This is a genomic window from Streptosporangium heterodermiicola (genome assembly GCF_051390675.1).
Taxonomy (GTDB): Bacteria; Actinomycetota; Actinomycetes; order Streptosporangiales; family Streptosporangiaceae; genus Streptosporangium.
The window spans coordinates 1-11,426 of sequence record NZ_JBPJSR010000023.1 but is presented as its reverse complement, the minus strand read 5'-3'; the positions used below and the strand labels follow the sequence as shown (position 1 = coordinate 11,426).

Genomic DNA, 11,426 nt, shown 5'->3' with positions numbered 1-11,426 from the left:
ACATGCGCGACACGATGCGCCGCCTGGCCGCGACCGGAACGCTGCTGCTGGGCCTCGGCCTGGTGGGCGCGTGCGCCGGTGAGAGCGGCGAGGCCGGACAGCCCGCCGCGAGCGCCCCCGCGACCCAGGCCGCCGCCGCCGGATTCCCGGTCACCATCACGCACAAGCTCGGCACCGCCACGATCGAATCCGCACCCCAGCGCATCGTCGCCCTCGGCGAGATCGACCAGGACACCCTGCTCGCCCTGGGCGTGCAGCCGGTCGCCATGGCGGAGCTGACCGGGATCCAGGACGACGGGCTCACCCCCTGGACCGCCCCCAAGATCTCCGGCACCAAGCCGACGCTGCTGAAGGCCGGGGAGGCCGGCTTCTCGCTGGAGCAGATCGCCGCGCTCAAGCCCGACCTCATCCTCGCGGGCGGCGACTACTACATCGACAAGGAGTACGCCAACCTCTCCCAGCTCGCGCCGACCACCGCCTACGAGACCGGCCCCGCCGAGGACTCCTGGCAGGTGGTGGCCCGCCAGGTCGCCAAGGCGGTCGGCAAGGCGGACGAGGGGGAGAAGCTCGTCGCCGACGTCGAGGCGAAGATCGCCTCGGTCAAGACCACCTACCCCGAGCTGGACGGCAAGACGTTCGCGCTGACCAGCGTCTTCCCCTCCGGCAACATCGGCGTGATGAAGGCCGACGCCGACATCAGCGTCAAGCTCTTCGGCCAGTTCGGGCTCGCGCTGCCCGAGGAGATCAAGGCGCTTCCCGGCGAGGGCTTCGCGGCCGAGCTGAGCATGGAGAAGGTCAAGGTCCTCGACGTCGACCTGCTGCTCAGCCACTACAACGACGACGCGGCCACCCAGAAGAAGATCGAGGCCAACAAGCTGTTCGCCGGTCTCGACGTGGTCAGGCGTGGCTCCTACGTGCCGCTGGACCTCAAGGCGTTCTGGCCGCTGCGCACGCCCACGCCGCTCGCGGTCCCGTACGTGATCGACCAGGTCGTGCCCCAGGTCGCCAAGGCCGCCAAGGCCGTCGGCGGGGCCTGACCCATCCGTTCCACCCTGTTCCATGCTGCCCCCCGCCGCCGCCCGGCCGCGGGGGGACCATCCCTTCAGTACGTGAGAGGCGAACATGTCGAGCCCGGTCTATGACGTCGTGGGCATCGGTTTCGGCCCTTCCAACCTCGCGCTCGCGGTGGCCCTGGAGGAGGAGTACGGCTCCAGCGTGAACGCGGTCTTCTTCGAGAGGCAACCGAGGTTCGGCTGGCACCGCAACATGCTCATCGAGGGCGCCACGATGCAGGTCCACTTCCTCAAGGACCTGGTCACCCTGCGCAACCCCACCAGCCCCTACTCCTTCCTGTCCTATCTGCAGGAGAGGGGGAGACTGGTCGACTTCATCAACCACAAGACCATGTTCCCCACCAGGCTGGAGTTCCACGACTACCTGGAGTGGGTCGCCTCCTCCTTCACCGACCTGGTGCGCTACGACTCCGAGGTCGTCGCGGTGCGCCCGCACGACGACGACACCCTTGAGGTCGTCGTGCAGCACGGCGACGAGCTGCACACCTGCCTGACCCGCAACCTCGTGATCGCGGTCGGCCTCGACCCCGTGCTCCCCGACGGCGTGCGGCAGGGCGAGCGGATCTGGCACACCGAGGAGCTGCTCGGCCGGCTCGAAACCCTCGGCGAGCGCGAGCCCAGACGGTTCGTCGTGGTCGGCGCCGGTCAGAGCGCGGCCGAGGCCGTCGAACACCTGCACCGCACCTATCCGGCCGCGGAGGTCTGCGCCGTCTTCACCCGGTACGGCTACTCGCCGGCCGACGACAGCCCCTTCGCCAACCGCATCTTCGACCCGGAGGCCGTCGACCACTTCTTCACCGCTCCCGAGGACGTGAAGCGCATGCTGTTCGCGTACTCCCGCAACACCAACTACTCGGTGGTGGACCTCGACCTCATCGACGAGCTCTACCGGCGCTCGTACGCGGAGAAGGTCGCCGGGGTCCAGCGGCTGCGCATGCTGAACGCCTCCCGCCTGCTCGACGTGCACGACGACGGCGACAGCGCCCGGGTCCGGACGTGCTTCCTGCCCACGGGCGAGGTGAGCACGATCGAGGCCGACGCGGTCGTCTGCGCGACCGGCTACCGCGAGCGCAACCCCCTCGACCTGCTCGGCGAGGCGCGCAAGCACTGCCGTACGGGCGAGGCGGGCGAGCTGCTGGTGGAGCGCGACTACCGGGTCGCCGTCGATCCCGGGCAGAGCTGGGGCGTCTACCTCCAGGGGGCCACCGAGGACAGCCACGGGATCGCCTCGTCGCTGCTGTCCATGACCGCCGTCCGCACCGGCGAGATCGTGCGCTCCATCGCCCGGCGCTCGGCGTCGGTCCCCCAGGCCGCGGAGATGTGACCGGCGGGCCGTTCGAGGCCCCTGTTCCCGAACGGCCCGTGTTCCTGAACGGTCTGTTGTTTTTGAACGGCCCGTCGTTCCCGGACGGCCCGTTCCGGTGGATCACGCCGGTGAAAGCCGTGATCCGGCGATCCGGCGATCCGGCACACGCGCGCACGCTCGCGTGCGCGCGTCGCCCCGGGCTCGCGAGGCATCTGGAACGGCCGTCAGGGCCGGTTCGCGCGCCCTTCCCGGGCTCGCGGCGGGAACGACGTTCGCGCGCCTGTCCGTGACCGGCCGTTCCAGATGGGCGCGGCGGGAACGACGTTCGCAGCAGGCCCCGGCCCCCCGCAAGAAGAACGGCCCGGGTGGGATGCCGGGACGGCTCATCCCCTCTGAACTGGGCACTTCACCACCGGCTGGGACGGGGGTGGGATACGATCCTCGGCGATACGGGCTCCGCGGGCGGTTCATTTCTGAAAAGGGAAGGCGCGATGGCGCGGGCGGAAGAGGCCGAGCGGTTCGCGGCCCGGCTGCGGATGCTCAAGAGCCGCTCCGGCAGCAGTTTCGAGACGCTGGCCAGGCAGACGGGAATCAGCCGCTCCAGCCTGCAACGCTACTGCGCCGGTGTGAAACTCCCGACCGGCTACGGCACGGTCCACGCGTTCGCCAAGGCGTGCGGCGCGAGCGGCGAGGAACTCAGGGAGCTCCACCGCCTGTGGGCGCTCGCCGACGCCGCGCGCTCCTCGGCGGTCCCGGACGGCAGCTCGGACGACGGCCCGGCCGACGGCCCGGACGACGGCCCGGCCGACGGCCCGGACGACGGTTTGGACGACGGTTTGGACGACGGTTTGGACGACGCCGCACCGGCCGAGCCCGTGACCGGCGGCCCGTCGCACGGCGCGTACGACGCCGGGCGCGGGGGAGCCGAGCCGTCGTCGCGGCCGGTCGCCCCCGCTTCGCAGGAACGCCGCCGAGGCTGGCGTCCGCTGCCGGTCGCCGCGGTGACGATCGCGCTGGCCGTGACCGCCGTGATCACCGTGACCACCTTCGTCGTGCTGGGGCCGGGGAGCGACGCGGGTTCGCCGACGATCGTGGAGGGCGAGACCGTCACCGCCTCCTCGACGGCGCCGGTGCGGGTCTTCAACATCGAGGGCGACTGCAGGAGCCGGCCGCAGCGGGTGCCGGCCTGCAGCATGGGGCTGGCCCGCGACCCCCGGCGGAGGTACGACGCCGGCAACGTGGTCGGTCATCGCGTGTGGCACGACGACGTCCTGTGGGCCGACTGCGTCCTCTACGGGGGCGACCGCGTCGAGGACGAGAGGGGCGTCGGCACGACACGCTGGTTCCGGGTCCGCCTCGCCGACGTCCCCGGCGGCGTCGCCTGGCTCCCCGCCGTACGCACCCACGACAACCCCGCGCTGCCCGTCTGCGCCTGACGGCCCGCGTACCGCCTGTTCGACGCGTGGTGCGCGGGCCACGGCGGCCGACGGGCCCCGCCGCCGCGTTCCGGAACCGGCCGGAAGCGGTGTTCACCGCCTCCGGCCGGTTCCGCGTCTCCGTGGAAGACCTCCGGTGGTTCAGGAGCCGCCGGGGCAGGACGCGTCCAGCGGCTGGGATGTGGGATTCGGCGCGGGGTCGGTCAGCACGGTCGCCCGGCCCGCCGCGCTCATGACGCCGTCGTGGACGTACCAAGCGTCGGCGGTCGTGATGCCGCCCTCGGCGGGCGCCGGTTCCCCCGCCTTCAGCAGGTCGACGGAGTTGAGCACGAACACGCTCCGCACCCTGCTCGCGGACGTCGGCAGGAGTTTGAGCGTGATGTCCAGGCCCCGCGCCTTGAGCTCGGACTGGTACGTGTCCGGATCGGCGAAGAGGTCCTTCACCGTGATGATGTAGTGGTCGTCCTCCCGCTTGATGTCCGGGGCCGCGGAGGCCGGGGCCGGTCCGACGCCGAGGGCGGGGGGGAGGACCCATCCGGCGACCACCGCCGAGGCGGCCAGCGCGGCGACGACCGGCACGGCGAACCGCCGGTGACGGCGGCGCGGCGGCGCGGGCGCGACGGCCGGGGCCGTGGTGATCTCCTCGAACAGCTCCATGGCGAGCGGGGTCATGCCGGGGCCGGGGTCGGGTGCGATGTCCGCCACCAGGCGGTCGATGGTGCGGTGGACGTCGTTCAGCACGTCTTTCCCTCCGTCAGTTTCGTCAGCGCGATCGCGCGCGAGCCGTACCGGGTCAGGTCGAATCCGGCGGTGTCCAGCTCTCTGGCCAGGCGTTTGCGCGCGCCGTACAGCCGCAGGCGGGCCGCGTGGCCGTCCGGGATGTCCGCCAGGCGACGCCAGGCGGCGGTGAAGGTCTCGGCGAGGGCGTCGGCGGCGTCGTCGGAGGAGACGGTGCGCCGCCGGAGGTAGGCGAGGATGTCGGGGTAGTGCGCGGTGTAGATCTTCTCGAAGCGCTGTCTGGGGTCAGGGGGCCCACGCTGCTCCCTCTCGTCGGGGACTCTTCCACTCCGCACGTGTCCGGACGCCGGCGGATTGTTTCACCCCGTACCGGAAAACCTTCCGGCCCCTTTGAGCGGGACATTCCCCTTTAATCAGCATATGTATGACATATGCCGTTTACCGGATTAACTAGCGGCAGTTCACCGACGCTCCTACCGTGGTGATCGCTCAGGGAAGTGGTTCTGCTGATCCTCGTCTTGGAGGTTCGTCGATGGAACGCCGCACATTCCTTCGTGCCTCGGTGCTCGGTACGAGCACCCTGGCCCTCACCGGAAGTCTCTGGCAGGACGCCGCCCTCGCGGCCCCGGCCCAGAACGCCCCGGGCCCCTACGGCCCCCTGCTGGCCGCCGACGCCAACGGCATCCAGCTCCCGGCGGGGTTCACCAGCCGGGTGATCGCCCGCTCCGGCCAGGTGGTTCCCGGCACCTCCTACACCTGGCACAGCGCCCCCGACGGCGGCGCCTGCTTCGCCGACGGCAGCGGCTGGATCTACGTGTCCAACTCGGAGATCAACCCCGGCGGAGGAGCCTCGGCGATCCGCTTCGACTCCTCCGGCAACGTGGTCTCCGCCTCCTCGATCCTGTCGGGCACCCGGCAGAACTGCGCGGGCGGCGCGACGCCGTGGAACACCTGGCTGTCGTGCGAGGAGGTCGACCGCGGCTTCGTCTACGAGACCCGCCCCTTCGGGGGCGCGGCGATCCAGCGTCCCGCCATGGGCCGGTTCAAGCACGAGGCGGCGGCGGCCGACCCGGTCCGCAAGGTCATCTACCTCACGGAGGACGAGACCAACGGGCGGTTCTACCGCTTCGTCCCCACCACCTGGGGTGACCTGTCCTCCGGCACGCTGCAGGTGCTGCGCGCGGGCTCCGCGACCAGCGGCTCGTTCACCTGGGCGAACGTCCCCGACCCCGACGGCTCCCCGACCGCGACCCGCAGCCAGGTCTCCGGGTCGAAGTCCTTCAACGGCGGCGAGGGGTGCTACTACGCCAACGACACCGTGTGGTTCACCACCAAGGGCGACAACCGGGTCTGGCAGGTCAACGTCGCCGCGGGCACCTACGAGCTCGCCTACGACGACAGCCTCGTCAGCCCCGGCACCGCCCCGCTGACCGGCGTGGACAACGTCACCGGCTCCACCTTCGGCGACCTGTACGTCGCCGAGGACGGCGGCAACATGGAGATCTGCCTGATCACCGCGAACGACACCGTCTCCTCCTTCCTGCGCGTCGGCGGCCAGGGGTCCTCGGAGATCACCGGCCCCGCCTTCACCCCCGCGGGCAACCGCCTGTACTTCTCCTCCCAGCGCGGCACGTCCGGCTCCTCCTCCGGGGGCATCACCTACTGCGTGACCGGCCCGTTCCGTACCTGATCCGTCCCTGATCCGTCCCCGAGGGGAGGCCGCGCCGTGCGGCGGTGGTCGCACGGCGCGGCACAAACACACAGGTCACGTTCACTCTCCCGATGCCTTGGCTCCCTACGGTGCTGGTCATGGCGTGGAAGACCAGAGTCAACACGGCTCTCGAAGGGATGACGGGCTACAACATCACCCGGGTGCGGCGCGGGGTCACTCCTCCGCAACCCCCGCCGCCCCCACCCCCGCCCGCCGACGTTCCCCGGCCCCCGGCCGACCCGGAGACCGACCGGCTGCTGCGCGAACCGGTGTTCGTGCTGTCGCCGGTGAGGTCCGGCTCCACCCTGCTGCGCGTCATGCTGAACAGCCACTCCCGGATCCACGCGCCGCACGAGCTGCACGTGCGGCGGATGGCGGTCACGCTGACCACCGACCCGCTGCGCCAGGCGATGGAGGCGCTCGGCCTCTCCACCAGCGACATCGAGCACATCCTGTGGGACCGCATGCTCCACCGCGAGCTGGCCGGGAGCGGCAAGCAGATCATCGTCGACAAGACGCCCAGCAACGTCTTCGCCCACCGGCGCCTCGCGACCTGCTGGCCCGACGCGCGCTACATCTTCCTGATGCGCCATCCCGCCTCGATCGCGCTGTCGTGGCACGAGGCCGCCCCGCTGGAACGCCCCTGGGCGGAGGCGATCCGGCACACCCTGCAGTACATGCGCTACCTCACCGAGGCCAGGCGGCTGCTCGACGGGCTCACCCTGACGTACGAGGCGCTCGTCGCCGATCCGGAGGGGGAGATGCGGCGGGTCTGCGACCATCTCGGGGTCGATTACGAGCCCGGCATGATCACGTACGGTGACCACGGGCACGGGGAGTTCGTGAAGGGCATCGGCGACTGGCGCGACAAGATCAGGACCGGCAGGGTCCAGCCGGGCAGGCCGCTGCCCGCCCCCGAGGAGATCCCGGAGGAACTGCGCGAGATCTGCGCCGAGTGGGGATATCTCTGATCGACCGCCCCGGCCCCCCGGGACGGCTTCCCGCCCGTACGGGAACCCCGGCGCGGGAGCGGGTGTGACTCCCGACGATCTCCGTTGCCCGGGGCGCCCGAGGTGAAGCGCGGTCGACGGGAGGATGAATTCTGGGAATGGAATTCTCTGATCTGCATAGATGTCCTCTGAGGTGTCATATCCGTGGGCATGGATGCGAACTTCGTGTTGCTCGCCATCGTGATCGTCACCGCGCTGTCGTTCGACTTCACCAACGGCTTCCACGACACCGCCAACGCGATGGCGACCTCGATCGCGACCGGCGCGTTACGCCCCAAGGTCGCGGTCGCCCTGTCGGCGGTCCTCAACTTCGCCGGGGCGTTCCTGTCGCTGAAGGTCGCGGCCACCATCGCGACCGGCATCGTCGAGGCCGGCGCCATCACCCTGACGGTCGTCTTCGCCGGGCTGATCGGGGGTCTGGCCTGGAACCTGCTCACCTGGTACTTCGGCATCCCCTCCAGCTCCTCGCACGCGCTGATCGGCGGCGTGGTCGGGGCCACGCTGATCGCGGCGGGCGCCTCGGCCGTCAAGGGCGCCGAGATCGTGTCCAAGGTGCTCATCCCGGCCGTGCTGGCACCGCTGGCGGCGATCCTGGTGGCCACCGTCGGGACCTACCTGGTCTACGTCATCACCCGCGACGTCCCCGACGGCACCAGGAAACGCGGCTTCAGGTACGGCCAGATCGGCTCGGCCTCGCTGGTCTCCCTGGCTCACGGCACCAACGACGCGCAGAAGACGATGGGCATCATCACCCTCGCGATGATCGCCGCCGGTGCCATCGGCAAGGACGAGGGGACCCCGACCTGGGTGATCGTGGCCAGCGCGACCGCGATCGCGCTGGGCACCTACCTGGGGGGCTGGCGGGTGATCCGTACCCTCGGCAAGGGCCTGACCGAGATCGAGACCCCGCAGGGCTTCGCCGCCGAGGGCTCCTCGGCGGCCGTCATCTTCGCCTCCTCCCACTTCGGCTTCCCGCTGTCGACCACGCACGTGTGCGCGGGCTCGGTGATCGGCTCCGGGATCGGCAAGCACCTGGCCGAGGTCCGCTGGAGCATCGCGGCCAGGATGGGGGCCGCGTGGCTGATCACCCTCCCGGCCGCCGCCGTGGTCGGCGCGCTGGCCTGGGCGGGCGCCAACGTGATCGGCGGCGCGCTGGGGGTCGCCGTGGTCTTCGGCGTCGCCCTGGCGCTGTCGGGGGCGCTGTATCTCGCCTCGCGGCGCCGGCCGGTCAACGCCGGGAACGTCAACGACGAATGGACCGGCCGCCTCGCCCCGGCCACGAGGCCGAGGGAGCACGCCGCGTGAACGACCACACCGACCGGCCTGCCTTGGCCACGAGACCAAGAGGGAACGCCGCGTGAACGCGTACATCGGCCGGGCCGACCGGTTCACCCCGGCCACGAAGACAAGGAGAGGTGCCGCGTGAACGACTACATCGACCTGGACGCGCTGTGGAGGGTCCTGCTCGCCTCGCTGCTGGCGGGCGCCGGGCTGGTCGCCGTCTTCTCCCTGGCCCTGGTCGGCCTGTCCAGCGGGCGGGCGGCCGGCCGCGCGGGGGCCGGGCTCTGCTTCCTGGTCGTGGCCGCCGGCATCGTCATCGGCCTCCACACCATGCTCGCGAGCTGACTGCCCGCCCGGATTCTAGAGAGACTCTCTAGAATCGGTTACGCTTCCAGGATGAGAGCCACTGCCGTCATCACCGGAGGCAACCGCGGGATCGGGCTGGCCACGGCCGAGGAGTTCGCCCGCCGCGGCCACCGGGTGGTGCTCGTGGCGAGAAATCCCGGCGCCGCGCACGAGGCCGCCCGGCTCGGCGCCGACCTGGTCACCGGTGACCTCTCCACCCTGAAGGGGATCCGCGCCACCGCCGAGGCGCTGGCCGGGACCTGCCCGAGGCTCGACGTGCTGGTCCACAACGCCGGGATCTGGCCGTCGGCGCGACGGCTCACCGAGGACGGGTTCGAGGAGTCCTTCGCCGTCAACCACCTGGCCCCCTTCCTGCTCGACCACCTGCTGGAGGACCGCCTGGACAGGGTCGTCCAGGTCACCGCGGGCCTGTACGTCAAGGGCAGGGCCGACCCCGCGCGCACTCCGGCGGGCGCCGGCTTCTCTCCCGTACGCACCTACGCCGACACCAAGCTCTGCAACCTGGCGCTGATGCCGCTGTGGGCCGAACGCTGGAGGGAGCGGGGCATCACGATCGACGCCGTGCACCCCGGGGTGATCAGGACCGGGCTCGGCGACCGGGGCGGGCCGGTGGGCCTGCTGCTGAAGGCCGCGAAGCTGCTGTGGAGGGCACCGGCGGACGGCGCGGCCCCCGTCGTGCGGCTGGCACTCGACCGTACCGGCACCGGCCGTTACTTCGACGTCGACCGCGAGACGCCCCTCGCCCCGGTGGCCGCCGACCCGGCGGTGGCGGGGAGGCTGTGGGCGCAGGCCGCGGAGCTGACCGGTGTCGCCTAGGCACCGGCGCGGCGAGGAGACCAGGGAGCGGCTGCTCGCCGCGGCGCTGGACCTCTACGAGCGGGAGGGCGCCGACGGCTTCACAATGACGGCGGTGACCGGTACGAGCGGCGTCAGCGTCGGCAGCCTCTACCACCACTTCGGCAGCTTCGACGGGCTGGCGGCGGCACTCTACGCCCGCTGCCTGTCCCGCCTGCTCGACGCCGTCATCGCCGCACTCGCCGCGGTGCCTCCGGGGGAGGGCACGGAGTCCGGCGAGGGCGGCGAGACCGAAGGCCGCGAGGGCGCTCAGGGCGCTCAAGGCGCTCAGGGCGCTCAGGGCGAGAGAGGTGAGGGCGGTGGGGGCGTCGACGCCGAGAGCCGTGAGGGGGCCGAGGCGCGGGCCGCCGCCGGGATCAGGGCCGTGGTCATCGGCTATCTGGGCTTCACCCGCGAGCACAGGGCCGCCGCGCACTTCGTCCACGCCTCCGCCTACGCCGCCTTCCTCCCCGCGCACGCCGCCCTGATCGCGGAGGAGAAGGAGCCCAGGCTGGCCGGGATCCTGGGCCGGCTGCGACCGTACGCCGAGGCGGGGCTGGTCGTGGAGCTGCCGGACGCGCTGACGGAGATGCTGGTCGTCGGCCCGGTGGCGGAGACGGCCCGCCGGTGGCTGGCCGGCGCCCCCGGCATCGACCTGGACGAGGCGTGCAGGCTGCTCCCCGGGCGGATCTGGCGATCCCTGCGAGCCGACGTCTCGCCATGACGCCCTGACCCCGTGACTCCGTGACTCCGTGACTCCGTGACGCTTTGGCCTCGTGCCGCTCCACCCCATGACCTCGTGATGCCCTGGCCCCGAGGTGTCCTGACCCCGTGACGCCTCGGCCCGATGCCCTGGTCCCGGGGCCGTGATCTCGTGACGCCCCGGCTTCGTGACACTGTGACGCCGTGATCTCGTGGTGGAAGCGCCGGGCGGGCACCGTGGCCCGCCCGGCGGGGACGCCGTCTCAGCCGGTCAGATTCTCAGCCGGTCACGAGGTCGAACTGCTCCCAGGGGCCGATCGCGTCGCGGTCGGCGATGAGCGGCCGCGCCCCGGCGCCCTCGGCGCACACGTACTTGCCGTTGACCTGTGCGCGCAGGCTGACCGACCCGTTGGGGTTGGTGACCAGCTGGAAGGTCTCCCACGCCCCGGCCGCGGCGCGGTTGGCGACGAGCGGCTGCGCCCCGGCGCCCTCGGCGCACACGAACTGGTTGTTGACCCTCGCCCTCAGCCCCACGTTGCCGCCGCCCAGGTCGACGCGCTCGAACTGCTGCGCCGCCCCGGCGGACGTCCCGCTCGCGATCAGCGGCGAGCCGTTGGCGGCGGTGACGTAGCGGCTGTTGGCCCTGGAGCGCAGGGAGATCACCGAGGTCGACGACGACGCCGACGTGGTCACGCTCACGGCGTTCGAGGCGCCGGAGGTGTTGCCGGCCGCGTCGCGCGCGACGACGGTGAAGCTGTACGCCGTGGCCGGGGTCAGGCCGGTCACGGTGTACGGCGTGTTCGGGGCGGTGGCCACGACCGTGCCGCCGCGCAGCACCTGGTATCCGGCCACCCCCACGTTGTCGGTGGAGGCCGACCACGACAGCGTCACCGTGGTGGCCGTCTTCGCCGTCGAGACGAGATTGCCCGGCACGGTCGGCGCCTGCCCGTCACCCCCGCTTCCGACCAC

General features: G+C 71.7%; 12 protein-coding genes. 9 read left to right on the top strand and 3 right to left on the bottom strand.

All coding sequences use genetic code 11. The features are described 5' to 3' along the window. Nucleotides 1-2 precede the first annotated feature (2 nt). The 3 genes from ACSC1Q_RS35165 to ACSC1Q_RS35155 all read left to right on the top strand — a co-directional run bounded on the left by ACSC1Q_RS35165 (nucleotide 3) and on the right by ACSC1Q_RS35155 (nucleotide 3,815). Entirely contained in the window at nucleotides 3-1,037 is a 1,035-nt protein-coding gene (locus ACSC1Q_RS35165; RefSeq protein ID WP_436763038.1) for an iron-siderophore ABC transporter substrate-binding protein, read from the top strand. A gap of 85 nt (nucleotides 1,038-1,122) precedes the next feature. After that, complete coding sequence (locus ACSC1Q_RS35160; RefSeq protein WP_436763037.1) at nucleotides 1,123-2,397, top strand: lysine N(6)-hydroxylase/L-ornithine N(5)-oxygenase family protein; 1,275 nt, start codon at nucleotides 1,123-1,125, stop codon at nucleotides 2,395-2,397. A 473-nt stretch (nucleotides 2,398-2,870) separates the two neighbouring features. Further along, the gene (locus ACSC1Q_RS35155) at nucleotides 2,871-3,815 is read left to right on the top strand and encodes a helix-turn-helix domain-containing protein (protein WP_436763036.1); all 945 of its coding nucleotides are present in this window, start codon (nucleotides 2,871-2,873) and stop codon (nucleotides 3,813-3,815) included. Between the two features lie 141 nt (nucleotides 3,816-3,956). Here the strand turns inward: ACSC1Q_RS35155 and ACSC1Q_RS35150 are convergent, their stop codons facing one another. Beyond that, nucleotides 3,957-4,556 carry a hypothetical protein gene (locus ACSC1Q_RS35150; RefSeq protein ID WP_436763035.1) on the bottom strand — a complete coding sequence of 200 codons (600 nt, stop codon included), beginning with the start codon at nucleotides 4,554-4,556 and terminating at the stop codon, nucleotides 3,957-3,959. Continuing rightward, the gene (locus ACSC1Q_RS35145; RefSeq protein ID WP_436763034.1) at nucleotides 4,550-4,888 is read right to left on the bottom strand and encodes an RNA polymerase sigma factor; all 339 of its coding nucleotides are present in this window, start codon (nucleotides 4,886-4,888) and stop codon (nucleotides 4,550-4,552) included. The genes ACSC1Q_RS35150 and ACSC1Q_RS35145 overlap by 7 nt, the downstream gene beginning before the upstream one ends. Nucleotides 4,889-5,085: 197 nt before the next feature. Between ACSC1Q_RS35145 and ACSC1Q_RS35140 the strand changes: the two genes are divergently transcribed. From ACSC1Q_RS35140 to ACSC1Q_RS35115, 6 genes are all read left to right on the top strand, one after another. Continuing rightward, nucleotides 5,086-6,243: an alkaline phosphatase PhoX gene (locus tag ACSC1Q_RS35140; protein ID WP_436763033.1), complete on the top strand. Its 1,158-nt coding sequence runs from the start codon at nucleotides 5,086-5,088 to the stop codon at nucleotides 6,241-6,243. Nucleotides 6,244-6,335: 92 nt separating this feature from the next. Then, nucleotides 6,336-7,235 (top strand): sulfotransferase family protein, encoded by a 900-nt coding sequence (locus ACSC1Q_RS35135; protein WP_436763032.1) that lies wholly within the window; start codon nucleotides 6,336-6,338, stop codon nucleotides 7,233-7,235. Between the two features lie 189 nt (nucleotides 7,236-7,424). Further along, nucleotides 7,425-8,579, top strand: coding sequence for an inorganic phosphate transporter (locus ACSC1Q_RS35130; protein WP_436763031.1), 1,155 nt, complete (start codon nucleotides 7,425-7,427; stop codon nucleotides 8,577-8,579). Between the two features lie 117 nt (nucleotides 8,580-8,696). Beyond that, complete coding sequence (locus ACSC1Q_RS35125) at nucleotides 8,697-8,900, top strand: hypothetical protein (protein ID WP_436763030.1); 204 nt, start codon at nucleotides 8,697-8,699, stop codon at nucleotides 8,898-8,900. A 51-nt stretch (nucleotides 8,901-8,951) separates the two neighbouring features. Beyond that, nucleotides 8,952-9,737 (top strand): SDR family NAD(P)-dependent oxidoreductase, encoded by a 786-nt coding sequence (locus tag ACSC1Q_RS35120; protein ID WP_436763029.1) that lies wholly within the window; start codon nucleotides 8,952-8,954, stop codon nucleotides 9,735-9,737. Beyond that, nucleotides 9,727-10,479 carry a TetR/AcrR family transcriptional regulator gene (locus ACSC1Q_RS35115; RefSeq protein WP_436763028.1) on the top strand — a complete coding sequence of 251 codons (753 nt, stop codon included), beginning with the start codon at nucleotides 9,727-9,729 and terminating at the stop codon, nucleotides 10,477-10,479. The genes ACSC1Q_RS35120 and ACSC1Q_RS35115 overlap by 11 nt, the downstream gene beginning before the upstream one ends. Before the next feature lie 257 nt (nucleotides 10,480-10,736). Here ACSC1Q_RS35115 and ACSC1Q_RS35110 read toward each other — a convergent pair. Then, a partial coding sequence (locus tag ACSC1Q_RS35110; protein WP_436763027.1) for a fibronectin type III domain-containing protein occupies nucleotides 10,737-11,426 on the bottom strand: 690 nt, incomplete at its 5' end.